Genomic DNA, 22,508 nt, shown 5'->3' on the forward strand with positions numbered 1-22,508 from the left:
CATCGGTTCCTTGATTTGGCGGGCCGGCGCGGCGGCCGGCCCCGGCGGCGGCAGCTCAGGCAAAGGCACGAGGCGCATGGACTCCTCCCGCCGCGAACTGGGCCAGGCGCTGCGCCAGCACGGCGAGCACGGGGGTCTCGTGCTGCCGGATGAAGAAATGACCGCCCTCAAACCAGTCCAGCGTGAAGCCGGGGTGCGCGGTCTCGCCGGACCAGGCTTGCATGCGCCAGGATTCGACGTCGTCCTGCCGGCCCGCGAAGGCGTGCAGGGGAACGGGCAGCGGCGCGTTGCCGGGATGCGCGAAGCTCTGGCACACGCGGTAGTCGGCGGCGAGCGTATCGAGCGTCATGCGCAGCAGTTCGGGGCTGGCGAAGAGTTCCTCGGGTGTGCCGCCCTGCTTGCGCAGGTCGCCGATGAGGGCCTTGTCGTCGTCCATGTCGACGAAGCGGTCGGGATCGCGCTGCGACGGCGCGGCGCTGCCGGACACGAGCAGCGCCCGAGGCAGGGCTCGGCCGCTGGCGCGAAGGCGCTGCGCGATGCCCCAGGCCAGCAAGGAACCCATGCTGTGGCCGAAAAGCGCGAAATTGCCGCGCAGGGCGGCATCTTGTTCGGCGCACAGCTGGGCGACCAGGGCGTCGAAGTCTTCCACGAAATCCTCGCCCAGGCGTGTGCCGCGACCGGGCAGTTCGACCGGCACGACCTCGATCCAGCGCGGCAGCAGGCGCCGCCAGCGCAGGTACATGGTGGCGCTGGCGCCCGCGCAAGGCAGGCACAGCAGGGAAAGGGGCGCCTGCATTCGCTCAGGCGGCGGCCGGCGCGCTCTTGCTGCTTTCTTGCTGCGCCATCCAGTCGCGCAGCGATTTGGGGCGCATGTCGGTCCAGTTTTTCTCTACATAGTCGAGCACGGTCTTCTTGTCGCCCTGAATGCCGTCGACGGCCTTCCAGCCGCCGGGCACGGCCTTCCATTGCGGCCAGATCGAATATTGCTCTTCGTGGTTGACGAGAACGATGAAGGTCTCGTCCTCGCGGTCGAAGCTGCTGGTAGACATGTGCGGTCCTCTTGGGGTTGTTGAGACGACAGGCAAGGAGGCTTTGCACACCCCCAATTGCCTTTGCGATACATGACGGGGCGGGAGGCCGGGTGTTTAGGGTCGTCAACACCATTGCGCCGCGGCATGAGCGGGCGCGGCTGCGCCGCGGCGTGGCCGCGGGAGATCGGACGGGAACGGGAGGTGCGGAGGCCGGCGGCCGCGGCTAGCGACCGGCGATGGGATCCGGGGCGTCGTCCGGCGGGGGGACGTCGTTGGCGGGCGGAACGAGGCCCACGAGCAGCCACAGACGAGCCGCTTCGTCATAGGCCTTGCGATGAAGAGGATCCGCGGCGAGCCACTGCATGAACTCGTCGTCGCGCGCCGCATCGTCGAGGCTGCCGCGCTGCGCGTGCTGGTGGCGCACCCAGGTCCATGCGGCCTGCCAGACCGGGTCTTGATCCTTGTCCTTTGTCATCGGCGCCATCGTATCGCCGATGCGCGATGCGGGGTCAGCCGCCCTGCACCAGGTAGCGGCAGCTTTCGAGGGCCGCGTCGGCGTCCTTGATCATGAAGTTCACCAGCGTGGCGGAGCAGCCGAGCCGCACACCGATCTCGCGCTGCGTCATGCCGCTCAGCCGGTTGAGCTCGAAGGCCGTGCGGGTGCGCGCGGGCAGCGCGTCGAGCACGCGGTCGATCGCGGCCAGCGCCTGGCGCCCGTCCAGCACGCGCTCGGGTGCATCGTTGCTCGGCGGACTGACAAGCTCCACGTCCTCGCAGTAGGTGCGGTAGCTGGCTTCGACGGAATGATGGCGGTGATAGTCGAAGGCCACGTTGCGCACCACCTGACAGCAGTAGCCGAGCGGCTTGCGCACGTCGCGCACGGCGGCGCCGTCGGCCAGCTTGAGGTAGGCGTCCTGCAGCACTTCATCGGCCAGGTCTGCGGTGCGGACGATCTTTTGCGCGACGCGCTGGAGCTGGGGACGGTTTGCGATGAAGACCTCCCCCAACGTGGGCTCGGCTGGCTGCAGCGACATGTCCATGGGTACTCCTGAAGTGTTCACTGGAGATAATGCAAATGAGAACTATTACTATTTTTTGACAGAAAAAGACCTGGATTGCCCAGTTGCTCCTCCTCTGTCTCTTACCCTAAAGACGTTTGAACAGCCGAAAGCGAGACAGGGTGCCGCCGATGGCGAGCGTCGCCGCGCACCGCTTCAGGGACGCACCGTCACCCGCCGCAGCTGCGGATCGCGTGCTATGTCTTCCTCGCGAAACGGGAAGCGCAGCCAGTCCTTGCGCGCATAGCGCGCCACCGGGCCCAGTCCGCTGCCGCCGGTCACCGCGGTTTCACGTTCGCCGTGCGCGAGCAGCGTGCGCGCCTGCACGCCGCGCCGGTCGAAGTACACACCTGGAGGTAGGTGTTGCCATGGGAGCGGTCGTCCATGGTGTAGTCGCCGTCGTTGGCGCACGCGACCGTGAAATAGCCTTCGGCATCGCAGCCGCCGAAGAGAGGCAACTTTCGTCCCTCGCTGCGGGCAAAACGCTGCTGGCCCAGCGGCATATCCAGCGCCCAGCCCTTGCGCGCCATGTCTTCGACAGCGCCGGCCAGCGCGAAGGCCACACGCGGGTCCGACGCATGAATCGCCGATGGCGTCCGCAACGGCGCCGACGCCGAGAACGGCTGCGCATAGAGGTCCTTGGCCGGGATCTTCTGCACCCGGGTCCAGAAGGCATCCCAGAGCAGCGCGCCCCGGTCGTTTGCATCCGCGCGGTCGGGCCAGCGTCGCAACACTTCGCAGGCCCGCCGGATGTCGACCTGATCTTTCGCACAGGCGCCGTCGAGCAGCGCCACCTTGAACCGGTCCGCCGTCGAAGCACGCGCCTCGAGGGTCTTTTGCATGACACGGTCCGCCAACGCCTTGGCGGAGGTCGCGCCGGCATTGGCGAGCTCATGTGCGATGCGGTGTCCTTCCTGTCCACGCATCGACAGCGGCTGGCCTTCCCCTCCGAGGATCGACGCGAATCCCGTCAACGGCTGTTCCGGGTTCGTGAGCCAGTAGCTGTCGTTCATGTTGGCGACGTAGTCCTCGCGCAGCAGGCCGGGCATGCGGTCGGCGGCCATGGTGCCGGGCTGCGCCACGTTCTTCGCGGACTGCCATTCGCAAGTCGACCGGCTGCCATCGAGCACCGGCATGGCGGGGTCGAGCGCGGCGAGCGCCTTCGACAGCGGCGTCGCACAGGCCGAGCGCAGTTCGTCCCCGACACCGGGCACCGCGCCGATGTCGGCGTACCAGGCCCGGCCGTCGCCGCGCCCGATGGCCGCCGTGTTGACCCAGGGCATGGCGGTCTCCTCTCGCTGGATGGCCATGAACTCGTCGAGCGAACGCGCCTGGTCCCAGCGGAAGAAGTTGCGAAAAATGCGCGGGTTGTCGGCATTGATGTCGCGTATCGCCAGCGCCTTGTGCGCACTCCATGCCAACGCGGGATTGCGGGCTCCCAGATCGACCACCGGCCCGAAGCGCGTGCGATAGAGCGTGCGGCGCACCAGATCCACCGAGCCGTCGGGCCGACGCACCGCCACGGCGAGCGGCTGCGCCTGCATGGGTTCCGATCGGCCGTCGACCAAGTAGCGCGTGGGGTCGGCCGGGTCCAGCGCCAGGTCGAACAGTCCGAAGCGTCGCGCGGCGGAGACGGTGTGGCTCCAGGCCACGTCGTTGTTGAAGCCGATCATGATGACCGGAATGCCGAGAAAGGACACGCCCGCCGCGTCGAGCTTGCCCGGCAGCGTGAGGTGCGCCTGATAGAAGCGGTCGGGCCCGCCCCAGTACCAGTGCGGATTGCCGAACAGCACGCCGCCGCGTTCGCCGGTGGCCGCCTGGCCGAATGCGAGCACGTTGCTGCCGATGCCGCGCGCATCGCCCACCGGAATGTCGAGCCGCGAAGACAGCGAGAGCTTGTCTGCTGGCACGGGCGGCGTGAGAGCCGCGGGCTTGGCGTTCACGATCTCGGAGACGAAGCGCGTGTACCCGCCGGCCAGCCCTGCGGCGATCATGCGGCGGTAGATGTCTTCCGGCCCGATGGCGCGCACCCACGGCGCGCCGGCACACGCGTGCGCCGACACGCCGCGCACGGGCTTGCGCGCCTGCAGCGTCCGCAGATGGCGGTTGTAGCCTTCCGCGTAGCCGGCGATGAGTTCGTTGAGGTCGGCCGGTTGCTCGCGCTTCAGGGCCTCGACTGCTTCGGGACCTGCGAACGCCCTGAAGAAGAAATCCAGGTCGAGATTGACGGGCTCGCCGAAGGTCGAGCGTGTCCGAGGCTTTCCCTCGGCGCCGAAGTACAGCGAGCGTTGCCCGCTGTAGGTGACGAAGGCATCGGCCAGCGTGCACAACGCATCCTCGGCCTGCGCCTGGCCGTAGCCGATGCCCAGCCCGCGCCAGCTGCCAGCGCGAACGTGCGGAATGCCGTCGGCGGTGCGCCTGATCTCGATGGCAGTGGTTGGCGCGTCGCCGCGAGCCGATGCCGGGGTGGCACCGAAGACGGCACAGGAAATGGCAAAAGCGGCCATGCGCAGGCCCCGCGCAGGCGCACGGAAGAAGGAGAGATTGTTCACGTCGTCGTTCGCTGATGGCTCGAATCACAGACGGTTCGGCGAGCCCGACGTTTAGGTCGGGCGGCGAAGGACGCGCTCAGTCCTCAGCCCGGAATGTCCGGCTCCACCAGTTGCGCCAGAGCGACGAGCGACTCTTGCCAGCCCAGGTAGCACATCTCGGTCGGAATCGCTTCGGGAATGCCCTCCTGGACGACCGAGATCTCGGTGCCGCAAGACACCGGTGTCAGCATCACCGTCGTCTTCATGGTGCCCGGAAGATTGGCATCGTCGAAGGTCGCGTCGTACGCGATGCGGCTATGGGGAACGAGCTCCAGGTACTTGCCGCCGAACGAATGGCTATGACCGGTGCCGAAGTTGGTGAAGGACATGCGCCAGGCGCCCCCGACCACAGGTTCCATGGCATGGACCTTTCCCGTGAAACCGAAGGGCGGCAGCCAGCGCTCGAACGCACTGGGTTCGACGAATGCCCGATAGACACGCTCCGGAGAAGTGCGCAGAACGCGATGAAGACGGACGGTGTTGGTGGCCATGACTGTTGCTCCTGAAGAAACGAGGAAGACCCTCAATGGATACGTCGAGCGAGCCTGTTCAAGATCGACATGCCGCGAGACTGGGGAAAACCCTGCCGGCAAGCCCGACAACTTCATAATCCAGGCCACCCCCCACACGCTGAACGAATCGAATCACCCGTGAGTGCCGCAGACTTTCTTCTGTCCCCCGCCGTGCAAAAGCTCATGCAGGTCTTGTATGCAGACCCCGATCATCCATTTCCGGCGGACGAACTGGCCCGGCGAACGAAGCAGGAGCGCAGCGAAGTCGAGCAGACGCTGGAACATCTCGTCAAGAGCGGCATCCTCGCCAGGCAGAAGGTGACGGCGGAGCAGCCTGAGACCGTCAAGCTGGACCGGTCGTTTGTCTTCTACGGCGAACTGCGCCGCATCGCGCTGAAGTCGTTCGCCGCGGCCGAGCCGATCCGCGCCATGCTGCGTTCCAAGTTCAAGGATTCGGTCGTGCGCGCCTTCGTCCTGGGAGAGGACGATAACAACGTCATAGAACTGCTGATCGTGCATGGCGCCGTGACGCCTGATGAGACCGCCATGACCGCGGCCTGCAAAAAGCTGTCAAAGGCCCTCCATCGGCATTTGCAGGTGCACGTGATCTCCATCGCCAGATTCAACGGCTTGACTGATCACGACACGTTCACTGCAAAACTCGCGGCAGCTTCGGCATTCGAAATCATCGCGCCGGGCGATACCAAGGCGCAGTTGCCGGTCGAACGGCTCGGCCTGCTGCAAAGCGCAAAACGGAAGCTGGCTGCACTGTCGCTGTCGCAGCACCGAGGCGACACAAGGTAGAGAGATCGCGCTCGAAAAAGCGAGCTCGCGGCTGAGCTTTCGCTTGTAATATGATGACCATCATTTAATTCAGGCGATTCGCATCGCATCCCGAGGTCACAGCCATGCCCACCTTCACCACATCCAATATCTTCGTCATCGGCGGAACTGGCGCGCAGGGTATGCCGATCATTCGTGCACTGGTCGCTGACGGAAAATACGCGGTTCGCGTGTTGACACGCGATCCTGAATCACCGCGGGCCAAGGAGCTGCTGGCACTGGGCAACGTTTCGTTGCTGGAGGGCTCGTTCGCCGATGAAGCGATCCTGCGAGAAGGCTTCTCGGCTTGCGACGGCGCTTTCGTCAATCTCGACGGCTTCAACACCGGCGAGAAGACCGAAACATATTGGGCCATCCGCGCCTATGAGGTCGCCCTTGAGCAGGGCGTTCGCTTCTTCGTATACGGGAATCTGGACTACGCACTGAAGAAATCGGGCTTCGATTCCAGCTTCCGCACCGGCCACTATGACGGCAAAGGACGCATGGGCGAATGGATCCGTTTCCAGACGCAGTCGAACAAAGAAAGAATGGGAGCGGCCATCTTCACGTCGGGTCCCTACATCGAGATGGCCATTTCCGCGATGACGCCCATGTCGCCGACGGTGGAAGACGGCGTTGCCACCTGGCGAGTGCCACTCGGAGAAGGTGCGGTTCCTCACGTGGCGCTCGAGGACTGCGGGTACTACGTGCGATGGCTGTTCGATCACCCGCAGCTGGCCAACGGCATGGATCTGGAAGTCGCCATCGAACACGTGGCCTATGCGAAGCTCGCCGCCGCGTTCGAGAAGGTGACCGGACATCCGGCACGGTACATCGACACGGACCTGAGTACGTACTGGAAGGGCCCGTTCGGACGCGTGGCCGACAAGCCCGCCGGATACAACGCGGATCCCAACGACAAGAGCACGATGAACATCCGGGACAACTTCACCGGCTTCTGGAACGTCTGGAAGCACGGCATCCTCAAGCGCAACTACGCCCTGCTGGACGAAATTCATCCCGGCAGAATTCGCAGTGTCGAGGAGTGGTTGAGAAAAGAGGATCGGCGTGGAAGAGATCTCGGAAAAGGCACGCTGTGGGAAAGAGTCCAGGCGGGAAATCTTCAGAAAATTCTCAAGGACACCGAGGACATGAGACAGGGCAAGCTGTAAGGCTGGTACGAAAGCCCAGGGCATTGAATTATTTGCGTCATATAAAATCCGGCCTCCCGATTCACCGCTGATTTTTTTGACGCTCGACCTGCCTCCATGCGCTATTCCAAGGAACACAAGCAGAAGACCCATGCGCAGATCACCGAAGCTGCCTCGCTGCGTTTTCGCGAACAAGGCATAGACGGGATCGGTGTCGCGGGCCTGATGCAGTCTCTGGGTCTGACCCATGGCGGCTTCTACGCGCATTTCGAATCCAAGGATGCGCTGGTTGCCGAAGCGGTGGATGCGGCCTTCGATCAGACCTTGCAAAGCTTGCGCGCCTATGCGGTCGCCGCAGAGCCTGGCCAGCATCTCGCGCGGCTGTTTGCGGCCTACACCTCGGACACACACCGCGACTCACCAGGACAAGGCTGCATGGCCGCCGCACTGGCCAGCGAATTGCGTCGTCAGACCGACGCCGTGCGCGGGAAGGCTGCACGCCGGCTCGACGATCTGCTGGGGTTGATCGAGGACATGGCGCGGGACGACGGCGTGAATGTATCCGCACCCGCTGTTCTGGCCCTGATGGTGGGCGCCGTGTCGCTCTCTCGAGTTTTCGTAGATGCCGAAGGTGGACAGGCCTACCTCGATGCGGCCAGGCAGATGCTGCCGATGATGAGCGCCGCAACCAGGGAACGCACTTAGACGTGCACAGCAGGCCGGATTGAAGGGAGCTACCTCGGCGCTGTGGACCCCGCGCCACCGGCACTCCCGCGCCGCGGAATCCAGTACGCCAGCGTTCCCGCAGCGGCAAAGGCGATCAATCCCGTCACGGCAATCCCCGCAGCGAGCGACAGGCCGCCCGCCAGCAGGGACAGCAGAGCCGGACCGCACGAAGAGCCGATGTCGGACATCAGCCGCCATATGCCGAGGAAGTGCGCGCGTCCGTGGCGCGGCGACTGGTCGGCACCCAAGGTCATGATCATCCCGGAGCCGATACCGTTTCCGAAGCCGATCGCCAGCGACGCCAGCAGCAGCGTGAGAGCACCGGACGTCAGGGGTATCAACAGCATGGCAAGCCCCATGATCAGCATCGACGGCACCGCCACCCAGCGCCTGCCCTTCCGGTCCATCACCTTGCCGGCCGGATAGAACACCAGCATGTCGATGCCGCCGGCCAGGCCGTAGATCAGCGACGCCACCGAAGGTGCCAGCATCAGGTGATCGGCCCACAGCGGGATCACGGCCTGGCGCGATGCGCGCACCGCGCTGACCAGCACCACGCCAACGCCGAGCGTGAGGAACACGCGGCGGTGGTCCCGCAGTGTGGAGACAACGGACGTCGAGGCCGGCGCCGTCTGCCCGGCCGGGACTGGCGGCGTCTCGAGATCGGGGATGCGAGCCCCTATTGCAGCCGCCCCCAACACCGCCACGATCCCGACCACATAGGCTGCCGACAGGCCGAACGCATGCACCGCGGCAGCCGCGAGGAAGGGGCCGGCGAACATGCCGATGCGCATGACGCCGCCCAGCGTCGACAGCGCCCGCGCACGGTACGCCACAGGCACCGCCTCGGTCATGTAGCTCTGGCGCGCCAGGTTGTAGACCGCCTGCGACATGCCCACCATGAAGCACCCGGTGGCGAACAGACCCAGATGCGAGGTGAGCACGCACAGGAGCATGCCAAGGCCGCTCCACACGCCTGCCGCCACGATGGCCCAGCGCTCGCCCCAGCGCATGGTGATCATCGAGGCCGGAATGTTGTTGATCAGCGAGCCGATGCCGATCATCGCGATCACCAGCGCGGCCATGGGCACGGAAGCGCCAAGGTCCCGCGCCGTCAGCGGCACGATCGGCAAGATGGCGCCCTCGCCCAATCCGAACAACAGCGAAGGCGCAAAGGCCGGCACGGCGATACGCCACAGGGAGAACGGAGATTCGGGGGACGAGGTCGACGCGGCGGGCGGGGATGACATGCGGACGCAGAGAGGTTCGGGTTATGGCCGTCGCCCGCCTGGCGGACAAGTGCACGGCGATTGTCTCGCCGATGGCGGATTTCTGCAGCGCGTCACGCCCGGCTCGCTCGACGAGTGGCGTGTAACAGGACGCCAGGTACCGTTTCACGGAACTCCTGCACAAACTTCACCCTGACTTCACCTGTGCGGGGGACACTGCCCTTCGACAGCGGTTCGGCGCTGGTAGAGGCCAGGGAGAAAAAAACCGCTCAGGGAACCGCCTCGATGCCGACCGCTGTCACTCTTCGACCATCGATCCTGCTTGATCACCCAGCAGCAACGCATGCCAGGGCCGCAACGGGCAGCGCCCAGACCATTTCGAATGAATACAGACCGAAATGGACTATTCTTGGCTTTTCCATCGAAGCGCCGACCCGCGCCCGCCCTGCCCTCATGCCCAAGCCGACCAAATCAGAAATCGCCGCCGACATCATCGACGCCGCCGCGGCCCTGTTCGCCAAGCGTGGCTTCGACCACACCTCGCTCCAGCAGATCGCCGACGCCGTCAACTACTCGAAGACGGGGCTGCTGCACCATTTCCCGAGCAAGCTCGCGATCTATTCGGCGGCGATCGACTCGCTGCGCGAACATGCGCTGGAAGTGCGCGAACAGATGAAGGACATGCCCGTCGGCATCGAGCGCGACCGCGCCAATGTCGAAGTGGCGCTGCAGTACACCTACGACTGGCCTGGCGTGTCCGCACTCACCACCCGCATCGCCGAGAACGAGCCCGACGGCGACCCGCAACTGGTCGCGATCGGCCTGATCATCTACGAGGCGCTGGGTATCGACCTGGCCAAGCTGGACATGGAGCGCATCGTGCGCGTGACCAGCGCATTCACCGGGCTCAGCGTGTCGGCGCTGCAGGCGGTGCGCTCGGACCTGAAGCGGGAATGGCGCGAGCACATCATCGAAGCGGCCATGGGCGCGCTGGGCCACCCGGCGCGATCGAAGGCGAAGTAGGCGCCGGCCGCGCCAGCGCTCGGATCAGAAAGTAGCCCAGTCCCTGTCGAGTTCGCGCCGGCCCGTCTTCTGGGCGGCGATCGCAGGCATGGCCGACACGCTGGGAGCAATACGCGGCGCCCGTACTGACATCGGTGCGCTCGATTCGTCGGCGCGCACTGCGCGCAAGGATGTCGTCCCCAGCTGGAAGAACTCGACAAGCGTTGAGAGCCGGTCGGCCTGACCCTTGAGGCTCTCCGCGGCGGCGGCCGATTCCTCGACGAGCGCGGAATTCTCCTGCGTCATCTGTTCCAGCTGCGCCACCACCGAATTGATCTGGTCGATGCCGGCCGCCTGTTCGATCGCTCCCGCGCTGATCTCGCTGACGGTGTTGGAGACGCGTTGAACGCTCTCGACGATCTTGCCCATCGTGGCGCCTGCATCGTTGACCAGCTGGGAGCCCGACCCTACCTTGTCGACCGATGCTTCGATGAGCGTCTTGATCTCCTTCGCCGCCACCGCACTGCGTTGCGCCAGATTGCGAACCTCGCTCGCCACCACGGCAAAGCCACGGCCCTGCTCGCCCGCCCTGGCCGCCTCCACGGCGGCGTTCAGTGCCAGGATGTTGGTCTGGAATGCGATGCCGTCGATCGTGCCGATGATGGCGGCAATCTTCTGCGAACTGCCGTGGATGTCGCGCATGGTCTCGACCACTTCCGAGATGACCTCGCCGCCGTGCACCGCGATCTTCGAAGCGGTCAAGGCCAGTTGATTCGCCTGCGAGGCGGCTTCGGACGCCGTCTTGACGGTGGAGGTGAGTTCCTCCATCGATGCCGCGGTCCGCTGCAGGCTGCCGGCGGTCTGTTCCGTGCGGCTGGAAAGATCGGAATTGCCCGAGGCAATCTGCGCGCTCGCCGTGGCGACGGAATCACTGCTCTCCCGCATGCCGGTCAACGTCTGCACGAGGTTGTCGCGCATCGCCGCGAGCGCTCGCAGCAGGTCACCCACCTCGTCCTTGCTGTCGGAGTTCAGGCGCTGCGTGAGGTCTCCGGCCGCAACGGCTTCCGCCAGGCGCACAGCGTCCTTCAGCGGAACCACGATTCCCCGCGAAACGCTCCAGGACAGCAGCACGGCCAACAAGAAGGCAAGGCCAGCACCCGAAGCGATCAGCACCGCTCCGGTGGTGAACGTCACGTTGCTTTCCTCGGCCTCGATCCGGGCGCGGTCTTCGTTGTGTTTCACCAGCTGGGCCAGCGGCTCCCTCAATGCCCGGAAGGCGTCGCGTGCTTCGCCATTCAACAGGTTCACGGCGTCGGCACGGCGGTCCTCCTGAACCAGCTGTTCGATCTTGGCATGCGCCGCAGCCCATGCGGGTTGTCGCGCCTTCACCCGGTCGTAGATGGATTGCTCGGTCGGGTCGCCGATCGATGCAGGATAGGCCTTGTCGACGACGTCGTATGTCTTGAAAGCCTCCGCGATGTTCCGCAGCACATCCGCGACTTCGCTGGCTGGCGCCGTGGCCAGGCGGAATTCGAGCAGGCGCACCCGGTTGGCGGCCTCGCTCATCTGGCCCGCATCGCGAACACTCGCCATGCGCGCCGTCACCATGAAGTTGGTCTGGTCATTCAGGCGATTGAGGCGATGGATCGAGAAGACGGCCATCGCGATCATCAGCAACACGATGCTGAGAAAGGCAAACGCCAGCTTGGTGGAGATTCTGAGATTCTTGAAAGACGTCATGACGATTGAGTCCAGGTGTTGAAGCGGGGTCGGCACGGTACGTGGCGACGCGCCCAGTCCATTGCCTTTCATCTATCGGCGGCGGAACTCCGCAGCGCACCTGACATATGTCATGGCCAGTGGGAGATCCCCGTTCGGATGCCCTGACAACTGTCATCTACCCCCCGGGAAGCCCTGCTAGAGTCCCCCGGTTCGCGCATGGGTCGCGACAGGCGTGGCCTGCGTGATCAGGCTGGCGGTGAATCGGTGGCTCAGGTGGCAACGGCGATGGTGTCGAGGACGATGGAAAACGGGAACTTCGACGGGGAGGCAACGGCCGACGTGCTGATCGTCGAGGATCAGGCGCTCGTGAGTGCCGGCATGCGCTCCCTTTTGCAGAAGGCAGCACCGCATTACCGGGTCCACGAGGAATCCTCCTTTCAAGGAGCGATTGCGCGGCTGGCCGCCACCTCGTTCCAGTTCGTTTTCATCGACATTCACCTCGGCTCGGAAGCTTCCGGCATGGACGTCCTGCGCTTCGTGCGCGAACGCGAAATGCCCTGCCACGCCATCATGCTGTCGGGCGACGATGACCGTGAGACGGTCCTTTCCTGCATCTCGCAGGGCGCGTCGGGCTACATCACGAAGGCCACCGGAGACGGCGGCGTCTTCTCCGCCGCCATCGAAACGGTCCTCAACAACGGCGTCTATCTTCCTGCGTCGATCCTCGAGCGCGCACCCAGGAACGACACCGTCGCAGACGCCTATGGCCGCACCGCCGCCTCCCTGGGTTTGGCGCCGAGGCAGCGCGAGGTTCTCTACTACCTGTGCCAGGGCTTGCCCAACAAGGCCATCGCGAACCGCATGGGCATCAGCGAGGGCACCGTCCGAAAGTGCTACGTGTCGGAACTGCTGCGATTCTTCGGCGTGGCCCGGCGCACGGAACTGCTGATCGAGGTGTCCCGCCGGCGGATACGGATTGCCGCACCGGCCTCGGAGAGGCCGTGATCGCGACGATTGCGGGTCTTCTGCGGGCACTGTTCTGCTCGGCGCTGATGCTTGTCGTCTGCGGCGCCGCATCGGCAAAGGGCAATCCGGCGCCCCTGACGCAGTCGCCGGGGCTGGCCGTCGACGGGCACAGGATGCTGCAAGGGGACTACCTGATCGAAGACGGCGTTCCGCTGTCGTTGCCCGACGTCACGGCGCTTCCCGGGAGTGCCTGGAAGCGCAGGCCCTGGTCATCCGCCAGCTATGGCTTCGCAACGGCGCCGCACTGGTTCCGAAGCGATCCCTTCACCGCAAGCCCCGACGGATCGGGAACCTTGTTGATCGAGGTGGGCTACCCCTTGCTCGATCACCTCGACCTGTATGTCAGGGTCAACGCGGCGGCTTCCTGGACCCGATGGAGCCTCGGGGACAAGCAGGCCTTCGAGCAACGTCCCCACGACACACCGAGCTTTGTCGTGCCTGTGTCCGTGCAGCCCGGCGACAGGGTCGAGATTCTCGCGAGGGTACAGACCGAAGGCGCGATGCGCTTTCCCCTGAGCGTGTGGCAACCGCGGCAATTCGAGAACGCGGAACGCCGGTCGCTGCTGGTCAACGGCATCTACGTCGGGCTGATGGGAGGAATCTTCTTCTATCACCTCATCATCTTCCTGATCCTTCGCGAGCGCATCTACCTCTACTACATCGGCTGGATCCTGGTGACCTCGGGATTCATCCTGAGCTACAACGGCATCGCGTTCCAGTACCTCTGGCCGCAGGCGACGACATGGAACGACTGGTGCCGGATCGTGTTTCTCTTTCTTGCGACCGGGCTCTTCACGTCCTTCACCATCCAGTTCGTGAGCAATGCCGCAACCGCGCCGCGGCGGTGGCACGCGGCGCCCGTGCTGCTGGCGATCGCCCTGGCGGTGGGAGCGAGCTGGCTGCCTTTTCCCCAGGCCGTGCGCGTGGCTCTGCTGGTCCAGTTCGTGGGCACCCTGGTCTGCTTCGGCCTGGCCATCGGCCCGGCCCGGGCCGGCCATACCTACGCCCGCGTTTTCCTCGTGACGTTCTCGGGCGTGCTGATCGGCGCCGCCCTGCACACGCTGGACATGTTGGGAGTCACGGCGTACTTCGAGACTTCGATCAATTTCGAGGTTGCGCCCCAGGTGGGGTCTGCTTTTTCGGTTCTTCTGTTTTCGCTGGCGTTGGCCCACAGGCTGCTTGAAGAACGCCGCCAACGCTCCATCGCGACGGCGCTTGCGCAGACCAACGCGACACTGGCGGACTCCATGCGCGTGCAGCAGGAGCGCTCCGAGTTCCTGCTGAAAATCAAGGACCGCTTGCGCACCGATGCCGAGCGCCGGGATCAGGACAAGTCCCGATTCCTGGCCGACGCCATCCACGACCTGCGCCAGCCGCTGCAAGTGATCGGGAACGCACTCAACCCCATCGGCGGAGCCATTCGGGCGGGTCACACGGTCAACGCCCTGAACCTGGCCCAGATGGCGACCCGCGCGGCCGGCAACATGCGCTCCCAACTGGCCGCCATCCTGGACCTCTCGCGGCTGGAGTCGGGCTTCGTGAAGGCGGAACTCTCCGACTTCGATCTGGTGACGCTGGTCAGGGACACGGTCGAGCAAACCAGAGCCATCGCCCAGGAAAGCGGCACCTGCGTCGAATTCGATCCGCCCCTGGGGAAGCCGGTGTTCGTGAGGAGCGACCGTCACTTCCTCCAGCGCATTCTTTTGAATCTCGTCAGCAACGGCATCAAGTACCGGTCCGCGGATGGTGGCCGCCGCAGCCACGTGCGCCTTCTCCTGACGACGCACGGCCAACTCACGCACCTGGCCATTCAGGACAACGGCCTCGGAATACCCGAAGAAGTGCTGCAAAGCAACGTCATCTTCAAGCCCTTCTTCCAATTGAACAATCGACACGCCGAAGCGGAGAAGGGCGTAGGCCTGGGCTTGTCGATCGTCTCGGCCCTGCTCGACCTGCTCGACAACCACCAGCTTTCCATCCAGTCCGAGGTGGGCGTGGGAAGCACCTTCACGCTGGAGATTCCGGCATCCGTGATCGCACCGGTCTTCGAGGCCATTCCGCACGACGACTTCATGGCCGGCGGCATCGAAGCAGCCCGCGGAAAGTACGTCGTGCTGCTCGAGGACGATGAACTGGTCAGGCAGTCGCTCGCCGCGGTCTTCAACGCGCACGGGGTCTTGTACGAAGCGTGGGGATCGATCGAAGAAATGCGGCAACAGCTGCCTTTCACCGAGCGGGCTCCCGACGTCCTGCTCAGCGACTATCGCTTGCCGGACGGGAAAACCGCGCTCGATGCGATCGAACTGATGCGCTCGCACTGGAGCGACGTGCCCACGCTCATCCTGACCGGGGAGTCGCTGAATTCGTATGCGCTCACGTCCTTGCGAGGCATCGCGATCTGCTACAAGCCCGTCGCTCCTCTCGACCTGCTACGGCGGATTGCCGCCAGTGCGATGCGCATGGCCGCGCCGTCGAACTTCGGGGTGCTGTAGCACGGCAACCCCGTCGTGAATCTTCGTGGCAGCTCGTTGTTCAACGCTGTTGAAGATCGGGACTTTGGTCTCGCACGTCGCGGATCGCTTCACCAGACGGCCGAGCCGCCATCTCGCTCGAAAGGACGGCCATCAGGTCGCCCGCGGGCAGTTCCCGCGCCAGCGGAGCGCCCTGCCCTGCCCAATGGGCAGCGAACTCATCGTTGCCGAGCTTGGCCGCCGCCGCATTCAACTGCTTGGCTGCGTCGTAGGCGACGGGGTACGCGGCCGGCAAGGGGGCACCAGCCGCTTCGCCATGCAAGATCATCTGATTGACGACGCCGCGGGCAGGACGACCCGACAGGACACTGGTCATCCGGGTGAAGGCCGATCTTTCGCTCTTGAGATTCGTCCGGTAGCCCGCGTTGGCCGCCGATTCCGGGCACAGGACGAACGCGGTACCGAGCTGCGCGGCGCTGGCCCCCAGATCCAGCGCGGCCTTGATGCCCCGCCCGTCCATGATGCCGCCCGCGGCAATCACGGGCAGGCGCGTCTGTCGGACAAGCAGGCGCACCAGGACGGCCATGCTCAGGCCTTCATCGTGGCCGGCCGGCTCGAAAATGCCTCGGTGCCCGCCCGCCTCCGTGCCTTGCGCCACGATCGCATCGACGCCAGCCTGCTCGATGAGCGCTGCCTCCGCCAAGCTGGTGGCGGTGGCCAAGGTGCGGATGCCGGCCTGCCGAAGCGCCTGCACCCGAGCGGCGGTCGGCACCCCGAAATGAAAGCTGAGGACCGAGGGGCGTTCCTGCAGCAGAAGTTCGAAAGCCTCCTCGTCATCGAGGAAAGACTTGTAGATCTCCGAGAGCGACGAGGGCACCGCCGTGCCCGCCTGGGCAAACAATGCACCGAGGTGCCGGAGCCACGCTTGTTCGCGCCCGGGGTCGCGACGTGCAGCGGCATGGCAAAACACATTGACGTTGAATGGACGGGCGGTCAGCGCTCGCGTTTCACGGATCGACTGGCGTGCCTGCTCGACCGTGCTCGCGCCGATCCCCAGCGATCCAAGGCCGCCGGCATTCGACACGGCCGCGGCAAGGCGCGGCGTGGAAACACCCGCCATGGGCGCCTGGATGATGGGGAGTTCGATTCCGATGCGAGCCAGAAAACTTGAAGACGAAGTCATGGAGCGTCCTTCTGCCTGTAAGGCCGTGTTGCGTTAAATATTCTCAATCACAGAATATAATCATACAAACATTTCTGTTTTGAGAATTATCATGGACTCCGAATCCCTCAGGATCTTCAGCGCGGTGGCTCGCGAGCTCAGCATCACCCATGCGGCGACCCGGCTGGGCCGGGCCCCGTCCAATGTCACCACCCGCATCCAGCAGCTGGAAGCCGACTTCGGCTGCGAACTGTTCGTGCGAACCGGCAAGCGCATGGCGCTGTCCGCCGCGGGCGAGCGCCTGCTCGACTACGCGCAGCGGATGCTCGCGCTCGAAGAGGAGGCAAGGCATGTGGTCGGCGGCGGCCTCAGCGGTGGGGCGCTGCGTATCGGGAGCATGGAGAGCACGGCCGCCACCCGCTTGCCATCGCTGCTGGCCGGGTATCACGCGAAGTACCCGACGACGCGCCTGGAACTCACGACGGGCCCTTCGAGGCCACTGCTCGAACAGGTCCGCACCGGCCGGCTGGACTGCGCATTCATCGCCTTGCCGCCGTCCTTCAGCGGCGCGGAGTCCCTGGTCGACCTCGGACTGGTGGCAACGACCGTGTGGCGGGAAGACCTGAAGCTGTTGCTCCCCGCCAGCGAATCCAAGGCGCGCCGAGCGGCGGATGTCCGAACGCGTTCGCTGGCCGCGTTCCCGCTCGGGTGCACCTACCGCAACTTCGCGGAAGACCTGCTTGGAACGGCGGGATCGAGCGAATGGACGGTCCAGGAGATGGCGTCCTATCACGCGATGGTCGCGTGCGTGGCCGCAGGCGCCTGCGTCACGCTGCTGCCCGCCAGCGTGCTGGCGATCGCAGATGCTCCTGCTGCGTTGAGAACGCTGAACGCCGGGCACGCGGACACCTTGCTGGTCTCGCGCAGGAACTACGACGTGCCCGCATTCCAGCAACTCGTCGCTCAATTGGCCGGGGGCAAGCCATGACCGCATCGGCCATCCACGCACATGCAGACGCCGCCTCCGGCCTGCGCCGTGCGGCGCTCGAAGCCGCGCTCATTCTTGCGGTGGGCATGGGGTTTGGCCGCTTCGCCTTCACCGCGGTGTATCCGCACATGGTCGCCGAGGGCATCCTGAGCCTGCGAGGCGGCAGCTACGCCGCTTCCGCCAACTACGCGGGCTATCTGCTCGGGGCCGTCCTCTGTGTGAAAGCTCGCGCAGGGAGCGCGCATCGGATCTGCCTGTGGTCGGTGATCGGAACCGCCGCCTGCCTGATGATCCTGGCCGTCCTCACGCAAACCTGGGCGATCGTTGCCGTGCGCGGCCTGGCGGGGATGTTCAGTTCCCTGTCCATGGTCGCAAGCTCACTGTGGCTGCTGGAGCATCGCGGTCATCACCGCGGCGCTCCGTTGCTGTTCGCCGGCGTGGGTGTCGGCATCGCGCTCTCGGCCGAAGTCTTGGTGCTGGCCGCCCATGCCGGAATGCTCAGCGGTGGCATGTGGCTCACGCTGGGTGTCATCACCCTGGCCATTGGCCTGCTCGCGGCCCCGGGCCTGGTCGCCAGCGGTTCGCAGACGCTGCAGGCGGCCGGTGCTGCGGCGGCCTCGCCCTCGATCCAGGCCTCGGTCGCAGCCCGGCCCCTGGTCGCGGTCTATGGCCTGGCCGGGCTGGGCTACATCGTCACGGCGACCTACCTCCCGCTGCTGGTCAAGTCCGCGCTGCCGCACCTGGATGCCGCTCACGTCTGGGCGGTGTTCGGATTGGGTGCCGCGCCCTCCTGCTTCTTCTGGCACCGGGTTCACGGCAGGATCGGCACCCAGGCCGCTCTGCAGGCGAATCTGCTGATCCAGGCCGTGGGCGTCGCCCTGCCCGTCCTGAGCCAGTCGCCGGCCGCCTACCTGTCGAGCGCGCTGCTTGTGGGGGGCACTTTCATGGGGACGGTCACCATCGCCATGCCGGCGGCGCAGCGCGCCGCGCGCGCTTCCGGCAAGAACCTGATGGCGACAATGACCCTGGTCTATGGCGTCGGCCAGATCATCGGCCCGGTGGTGGCCGATGCACTGCATGCGCGCAGCCAGTCGTTTTCGAGTTCGCTGGCCGTGGCCGCGGGCGCGCTGGTCGTGGCGGCCGCAGTCGCGCTCGCCCTATAGGCACAGGGGCAACGACCTGGTCGTCAGAACCCCCATGTCATGCCAACGGCGGCACCGACCGTTGCCGGGCCCGCCGTCGTCGCGGACAGCCGCGCATTGATGAGCAACTGGCTGCTGACGTAGTGATTCACACCGGCAGCAATCGCGCTCTCGCCACCGTAAGTGCCGATGGCTGCGCTGACACTGGTGGCACCCGGCGCGCGCGCATTGGGCACCAGCGCCGACGCGGCCATGGCCATGGCCCCCACGCCGGCCATCTGCTTTCTCGTCTGCGCATCGAGCGCGTTCACGCGGGCATCGGTGTAGGCCCGGTCTTCGCGCGAATTTCTGTCCACCATGGATCGGACCTGCCCGAGATTGGTGGCGTCCGTCGAGGCCGTACCCGGCGCAACATTCGCGAGTTGCCGCTCCGCGCCGGCCTTGCCGAAGGAAATGGTGTCGTCCCGGTTGGCCACCGAGCCCGAGCCGATGGCGACGGCGTTGCGGCCCGTGGCGGAAGCCGGCGGGAGGTTGTCCGGGTTCGTCGAGGCGAGTGCGCTGCCGATGGCATTGAGAGCGCCGCCGGCGCTGTTGTAGCTCACGCCGTTGAGGACGTAGCCAGGAGCCGAGACAAGGCCCGTCTTCGGGTCGTAGGCCGCGCCACCACCGAGGTTCGCGGCCGTCGACGTGCCCAGCACGTTCATGTTGTCGCCAAGCGCGCTCAGGGTCGTGTTCGTTGCATTGAGCTGGCTCCCGTTGACGGCATCGGTGCTGGTGCCCGACAGACGTCCCGCGGCAACGTTCGTGATGGTCCGCTCGCTGCCTGCCGTGCCGACGCTGACCGTGCTGGTCGGTGCGGTGCCGGCGAAGGTGTACGACCGGCCGTTGAGCATGACGCCCCGTGTGCCGACCGCCGTTGCGGTGGTCGAGCCTGCGCCCAAGGCGACGTCGTTGGCGTTGACGGCGCGGGCCCGGTTGCCGAGCGCGGCCGATGAAGCGCCGATGGCATTTGCGTTCGACCCGACCGCCACCGCGCCCGCGGCGGTTGCTTGCGCTGCTGCCCCGAAACCCACGGTGTCGTCGGCACCGGCGATTGCGCCCTTGCCGCCTGCGATGGCGTTGTTGCCCGAACCGATGGCGCCAGGGCCGATGGACACGGTGTCCCTGCCCGTCGCGATGGACGCCGCCGCGCTGCTGTTGGCCTGGAAATACCTCGTCTTGCCATCGGTGTAGCTGTTGGCCTGGTTCAACGTCGCTGCATCCCGCCGGTCCGTGTACGCATTCGCGTCGCTCAACGTGGAGGCAAGGCCGGTGTTGAACTGATCGACGTTGACGGCATCGGTCCCAACCGAGCCTGCAGCCACGCTCGTGATCTGCCGGCCGCCGACCGCCACGGCGTTGTCGCGGGTGGTCTGGGTGCCCGCGCCGAGAGCGACGGCATTGACATGGGTAGCGCTGGCATTCGCGCCCAGCGCAGTCGCCTGATCGCCCGGGGTCATTGCGCCGCTGCCGATCGCCGTCGAGCCCGTGCCGACGGGAAGCGGACGATTCACGACAACGCCGTTCTCGATGCAGACGATGTTGGTGCAACCACCGACCGCCACTGCGCCCTGAGAGCCGGCGTTTGCGTTCCCGCCCACCGCCACGGCCTGCTCGCCGGCATTGGCCGTCGTGCCAATGGCCGTTCCATTGATCTGGGCCGATGCGCCAACGCCATAGGTCGTGGTGATCTGCGCGCCCGCGAAACTGCACGCCATGCTCGTGGCAGCGGCGGCGATATAGGACAACTTGAACTTCATTTTTTTATTTCCCTGAGCTATCTGATTGATGTGTGACTTGAAACTGATCGTCTAGATATCGAAAACTCGAATGTTCCTTTCCTGATCCGTGAATCGCATGCCTGCTGGAAATACGAATCTCGAAAAAATCGCGCAATGAAGATCGAAAAGACCAACGCCTGATTCGCAGTCTTCTGCGCATGCAATGATTTGAATTGAGCGACATTGGCGCTCTCATGAGCCACGCCACGCAAGCTCATGACCTTTTGGGTTGCGTAATGTATCGACCCGCTTTGGGGTCCAACAATGCCGGTCAGGTCTGATTAATGCCTGTTAATTGCCAGATTGATGCGCGTTGAGACTCTCGAGATGAGAGTTTTTCTATCTCGCACAGGAGTGCTTCTTCTTCGGTGAAGCATCTCCAAGGAGTGTCCGGGTCCGCTCTCCCCCCCGATGATTGATTGCACTCAAGTGCAATAAATATCGATGTGCCGCTATGAAAACGTTTTCTTCGATTGCATCGAAAAATTCACGCTTCAGATGGACACCCGTGTCTCGAAGTCAGCCTCCCGCGGCTTCCCTGGAAACCTGCGCGATGACCCTGCCCATGCGCCGGACGAGCTCGTCCGCATGCTCAGGCGGCATTCCGGCGTAGCCGAGCACGAAACCGTTGCCGTCCCCCTTCGCCACGCCCGGAAGACAGAACAGGCTCAAGGGCCGCAGACCCAGGCCCTGCGCCCGCGCTGCGCGGCTGACCGCCGTGTCGGGCACCGGGGTGTGCAGCCGCACCGACAGATGCATGCCGCCCGCCCCGCCGGAGACGGTCACGACGCCACGAAGATGCCGCTGCAGGGCCTCCTGCAATGCCTCGCGGCGGCGGCCATAGAGTTGCCGCATGCGGCGCAGGTGCAGCGTGAACTGCCCGCTCTCGATGAAATCCGCCAGCGCGACCTGCTCCGCGAGCCGGCCGCGCATGCCGGCGGCGCTGATCGCGCCAAGCAATGCCGGTGCCACCGCGGCAGGCACGACCATGAAGCCCAGGCGCAGCGCCGGAAACAGCGTCTTGCTGAAAGTGCCGACGTAGACCACCGGCGCGTGCGCGTCCAGCCCTTGCACCGCGGACAGCGGAAGGCCTTCGCTGCGGAATTCGCTGTCGTAGTCGTCCTCGATCAGCCAGGCGCCGGCCTCGCGTGCCTGTCGAATCAGCGCCAGCCGCCGTTCGAGGCTCATCATGGCGCCCAGCGGATACTGATGCGAAGGCGTGATGTAGATCAGCCGCGGAGGGGTGGCGCGCCAGTCCTCGGCACTTGGCGCCAGGCCTTCGTCATCGACGCCGATAGGGACCAGCCGGAGGTCGGCCGCCTGGAATGCGGCGCGAGCGCCCGGGTAGCCCGGGTTCTCGATCCACGCTGTATCGCCCACATCGGCCAAGGTGCGGGCACACAGTTCCAAGCCCCCCTGCGAGCCGTCGGAGATGAAGACCTGCTCCGCGGTGCACCGCACGCCACGCGACACACGCAGATACTGCGCGATCGCTTGCCGCAAGGGCAGATGGCCTTGCACCGGCGCATAGCCCAGTTGTCGCGCGCCGGCGTGGCGCCAGGCCCGTTCCATGCAGCGCCGCCAGGCGGCCAACGGAAACGCGTCGAGCGCGGGCATGCCCGGCCACAGGGGGAGCGAACGGTTGGCGTCGTCCTGCTCCGTCTGCAGGGCCAACGCCCGGCGTGACAGCGTGGGAGTGCAGGCACGCGCGGCGTCGAGCGCGATGGCGCCCCTGCCGCGCTCCAGATCGAGTTGAGCCACCACGGTGCCGTGGCGCGAGCTCCTCAGAAATCCTTCCGTGCCCAGATGCTCGTAGGCGTAGAGCACCGAGTTGCGGGCCATGCCGAGTTCCTCGGCCAGGGCCCGCGTGGACGGAAGCCGCGTTCCCTCGGCGATTTGCCCGCCGAGGATCGCCCACCGGAGGCCGGCATACAGCCGGTGCTGCCGGGTTGCGGGGCCGTTCGGATCTTCGCGCGCGTGGGCGGCGAGCAGGGCGCTGTAATCCATGGTGGCTCCATCCATCCTGGCTTTGGTGGGTCTATGCATGATGCCACG

At 65.5% G+C, this 22,508-nt stretch carries 20 protein-coding genes; 8 read left to right on the forward strand and 12 right to left on the reverse strand.

Annotation, left to right across the window (positions count from 1 at the left end; genetic code table 11):
• Nucleotides 1–55: 55 nt before the first annotated feature.
• The 7 genes from L3V85_RS35030 to L3V85_RS35060 form a co-directional block, all read right to left on the reverse strand.
• Nucleotides 56–796 carry a thioesterase II family protein gene (locus L3V85_RS35030; protein WP_237677140.1) on the reverse strand — a complete coding sequence of 247 codons (741 nt, stop codon included), beginning with the start codon at nucleotides 794–796 and terminating at the stop codon, nucleotides 56–58.
• A gap of 4 nt (nucleotides 797–800) precedes the next feature.
• Entirely contained in the window at nucleotides 801–1,049 is a 249-nt protein-coding gene (locus L3V85_RS35035) for an MbtH family protein (protein WP_237677141.1), read from the reverse strand.
• A 205-nt stretch (nucleotides 1,050–1,254) separates the two neighbouring features.
• The gene (locus tag L3V85_RS35040) at nucleotides 1,255–1,506 is read right to left on the reverse strand and encodes a FecR/PupR family sigma factor regulator (RefSeq protein WP_237677142.1); all 252 of its coding nucleotides are present in this window, start codon (nucleotides 1,504–1,506) and stop codon (nucleotides 1,255–1,257) included.
• Nucleotides 1,507–1,540: 34 nt separating this feature from the next.
• Complete coding sequence (locus L3V85_RS35045; protein ID WP_237677143.1) at nucleotides 1,541–2,071, reverse strand: sigma-70 family RNA polymerase sigma factor; 531 nt, start codon at nucleotides 2,069–2,071, stop codon at nucleotides 1,541–1,543.
• Between the two features lie 174 nt (nucleotides 2,072–2,245).
• On the reverse strand, nucleotides 2,246–2,437 hold the full coding sequence (locus tag L3V85_RS35050) for a hypothetical protein (RefSeq protein ID WP_237677144.1): 192 nt from the start codon (nucleotides 2,435–2,437) through the stop codon (nucleotides 2,246–2,248).
• On the reverse strand, nucleotides 2,368–4,641 hold the full coding sequence (locus L3V85_RS35055; RefSeq protein ID WP_237677145.1) for a penicillin acylase family protein: 2,274 nt from the start codon (nucleotides 4,639–4,641) through the stop codon (nucleotides 2,368–2,370). The genes L3V85_RS35050 and L3V85_RS35055 overlap by 70 nt, the downstream gene beginning before the upstream one ends.
• 83 nt (nucleotides 4,642–4,724) lie before the next feature.
• A complete protein-coding gene (locus L3V85_RS35060; RefSeq protein WP_237677146.1) occupies nucleotides 4,725–5,171 on the reverse strand; it encodes an SRPBCC family protein in 447 nt (148 codons plus the stop codon).
• 159 nt (nucleotides 5,172–5,330) lie between these two features.
• Between L3V85_RS35060 and L3V85_RS35065 the strand changes: the two genes are divergently transcribed.
• From L3V85_RS35065 to L3V85_RS35075, 3 genes are all read left to right on the forward strand, one after another.
• Entirely contained in the window at nucleotides 5,331–5,996 is a 666-nt protein-coding gene (locus tag L3V85_RS35065) for a hypothetical protein (protein WP_237677147.1), read from the forward strand.
• Nucleotides 5,997–6,100: 104 nt separating this feature from the next.
• A complete protein-coding gene (locus L3V85_RS35070; RefSeq protein ID WP_237677148.1) occupies nucleotides 6,101–7,186 on the forward strand; it encodes an NmrA family NAD(P)-binding protein in 1,086 nt (361 codons plus the stop codon).
• Between the two features lie 96 nt (nucleotides 7,187–7,282).
• Entirely contained in the window at nucleotides 7,283–7,870 is a 588-nt protein-coding gene (locus L3V85_RS35075; RefSeq protein ID WP_237677149.1) for a TetR/AcrR family transcriptional regulator, read from the forward strand.
• Between the two features lie 29 nt (nucleotides 7,871–7,899).
• Here the strand turns inward: L3V85_RS35075 and L3V85_RS35080 are convergent, their stop codons facing one another.
• Complete coding sequence (locus L3V85_RS35080; RefSeq protein WP_237677150.1) at nucleotides 7,900–9,141, reverse strand: MFS transporter; 1,242 nt, start codon at nucleotides 9,139–9,141, stop codon at nucleotides 7,900–7,902.
• 432 nt (nucleotides 9,142–9,573) lie between these two features.
• Here L3V85_RS35080 and L3V85_RS35085 point away from each other — a divergent pair, with 432 nt between their 5' ends.
• Nucleotides 9,574–10,143, forward strand: coding sequence for a TetR/AcrR family transcriptional regulator (locus L3V85_RS35085; protein ID WP_237677151.1), 570 nt, complete (start codon nucleotides 9,574–9,576; stop codon nucleotides 10,141–10,143).
• Nucleotides 10,144–10,167: 24 nt separating this feature from the next.
• On the opposite strand, the gene L3V85_RS37395 is transcribed toward L3V85_RS35085, so the two are convergent.
• The gene (locus tag L3V85_RS37395; RefSeq protein WP_272934531.1) at nucleotides 10,168–11,862 is read right to left on the reverse strand and encodes a methyl-accepting chemotaxis protein; all 1,695 of its coding nucleotides are present in this window, start codon (nucleotides 11,860–11,862) and stop codon (nucleotides 10,168–10,170) included.
• 198 nt (nucleotides 11,863–12,060) lie between these two features.
• Here L3V85_RS37395 and L3V85_RS35100 point away from each other — a divergent pair, with 198 nt between their 5' ends.
• Both L3V85_RS35100 and L3V85_RS35105 read left to right on the forward strand, forming a co-directional pair.
• Entirely contained in the window at nucleotides 12,061–12,849 is a 789-nt protein-coding gene (locus L3V85_RS35100) for a response regulator (protein ID WP_237677152.1), read from the forward strand.
• On the forward strand, nucleotides 12,846–15,362 hold the full coding sequence (locus L3V85_RS35105) for a hybrid sensor histidine kinase/response regulator (protein WP_237677153.1): 2,517 nt from the start codon (nucleotides 12,846–12,848) through the stop codon (nucleotides 15,360–15,362). Before L3V85_RS35100 ends, L3V85_RS35105 begins: the two co-directional genes overlap by 4 nt.
• Before the next feature lie 40 nt (nucleotides 15,363–15,402).
• Here the strand turns inward: L3V85_RS35105 and L3V85_RS35110 are convergent, their stop codons facing one another.
• Complete coding sequence (locus L3V85_RS35110; RefSeq protein ID WP_237677154.1) at nucleotides 15,403–16,524, reverse strand: NAD(P)H-dependent flavin oxidoreductase; 1,122 nt, start codon at nucleotides 16,522–16,524, stop codon at nucleotides 15,403–15,405.
• A gap of 91 nt (nucleotides 16,525–16,615) precedes the next feature.
• On the opposite strand from L3V85_RS35110, the gene L3V85_RS35115 reads away from it, so the two are divergent.
• Nucleotides 16,616–17,491 carry a LysR family transcriptional regulator gene (locus tag L3V85_RS35115; protein WP_237677155.1) on the forward strand — a complete coding sequence of 292 codons (876 nt, stop codon included), beginning with the start codon at nucleotides 16,616–16,618 and terminating at the stop codon, nucleotides 17,489–17,491.
• Complete coding sequence (locus L3V85_RS35120) at nucleotides 17,488–18,654, forward strand: YbfB/YjiJ family MFS transporter (RefSeq protein ID WP_237677156.1); 1,167 nt, start codon at nucleotides 17,488–17,490, stop codon at nucleotides 18,652–18,654. The genes L3V85_RS35115 and L3V85_RS35120 overlap by 4 nt, the downstream gene beginning before the upstream one ends.
• Nucleotides 18,655–18,677: 23 nt before the next feature.
• Here L3V85_RS35120 and L3V85_RS35125 read toward each other — a convergent pair whose 3' ends face one another.
• Nucleotides 18,678–20,432: a YadA family autotransporter adhesin gene (locus L3V85_RS35125; RefSeq protein ID WP_237677157.1), complete on the reverse strand. Its 1,755-nt coding sequence runs from the start codon at nucleotides 20,430–20,432 to the stop codon at nucleotides 18,678–18,680.
• A 540-nt stretch (nucleotides 20,433–20,972) separates the two neighbouring features.
• Entirely contained in the window at nucleotides 20,973–22,460 is a 1,488-nt protein-coding gene (locus tag L3V85_RS35130) for a PLP-dependent aminotransferase family protein (RefSeq protein ID WP_237677158.1), read from the reverse strand.
• Nucleotides 22,461–22,508: the final 48 nt, after the last annotated feature.

Source organism: Variovorax paradoxus (assembly GCF_022009635.1).
GTDB lineage: Bacteria > Pseudomonadota > Gammaproteobacteria > Burkholderiales > Burkholderiaceae_C > Variovorax.

What these genes read in the sequence shown, in the direction of transcription:
- L3V85_RS35125 (WP_237677157.1), bottom strand. Translation starts at nt 20,432, where the DNA reads ATGAAGTTCAAGTTGTCCTATATCGCCGCCGCTGCCACGAGCATGGCG.
- L3V85_RS35120 (WP_237677156.1), top strand. Translation starts at nt 17,488, where the DNA reads ATGACCGCATCGGCCATCCACGCACATGCAGACGCCGCCTCCGGCCTG.
- L3V85_RS35030 (WP_237677140.1), bottom strand. Translation starts at nt 796, where the DNA reads ATGCAGGCGCCCCTTTCCCTGCTGTGCCTGCCTTGCGCGGGCGCCAGC.
- L3V85_RS35130 (WP_237677158.1), bottom strand. Translation starts at nt 22,460, where the DNA reads ATGGATTACAGCGCCCTGCTCGCCGCCCACGCGCGCGAAGATCCGAAC.
- L3V85_RS35060 (WP_237677146.1), bottom strand. Translation starts at nt 5,171, where the DNA reads ATGGCCACCAACACCGTCCGTCTTCATCGCGTTCTGCGCACTTCTCCG.
- L3V85_RS35100 (WP_237677152.1), top strand. Translation starts at nt 12,061, where the DNA reads ATGGGTCGCGACAGGCGTGGCCTGCGTGATCAGGCTGGCGGTGAATCG.
- L3V85_RS35115 (WP_237677155.1), top strand. Translation starts at nt 16,616, where the DNA reads ATGGACTCCGAATCCCTCAGGATCTTCAGCGCGGTGGCTCGCGAGCTC.
- L3V85_RS35110 (WP_237677154.1), bottom strand. Translation starts at nt 16,524, where the DNA reads ATGACTTCGTCTTCAAGTTTTCTGGCTCGCATCGGAATCGAACTCCCC.
- L3V85_RS35045 (WP_237677143.1), bottom strand. Translation starts at nt 2,071, where the DNA reads ATGGACATGTCGCTGCAGCCAGCCGAGCCCACGTTGGGGGAGGTCTTC.
- L3V85_RS35085 (WP_237677151.1), top strand. Translation starts at nt 9,574, where the DNA reads ATGCCCAAGCCGACCAAATCAGAAATCGCCGCCGACATCATCGACGCC.
- L3V85_RS37395 (WP_272934531.1), bottom strand. Translation starts at nt 11,862, where the DNA reads ATGACGTCTTTCAAGAATCTCAGAATCTCCACCAAGCTGGCGTTTGCC.
- L3V85_RS35040 (WP_237677142.1), bottom strand. Translation starts at nt 1,506, where the DNA reads ATGACAAAGGACAAGGATCAAGACCCGGTCTGGCAGGCCGCATGGACC.
- L3V85_RS35035 (WP_237677141.1), bottom strand. Translation starts at nt 1,049, where the DNA reads ATGTCTACCAGCAGCTTCGACCGCGAGGACGAGACCTTCATCGTTCTC.
- L3V85_RS35070 (WP_237677148.1), top strand. Translation starts at nt 6,101, where the DNA reads ATGCCCACCTTCACCACATCCAATATCTTCGTCATCGGCGGAACTGGC.
- L3V85_RS35075 (WP_237677149.1), top strand. Translation starts at nt 7,283, where the DNA reads ATGCGCTATTCCAAGGAACACAAGCAGAAGACCCATGCGCAGATCACC.
- L3V85_RS35080 (WP_237677150.1), bottom strand. Translation starts at nt 9,141, where the DNA reads ATGTCATCCCCGCCCGCCGCGTCGACCTCGTCCCCCGAATCTCCGTTC.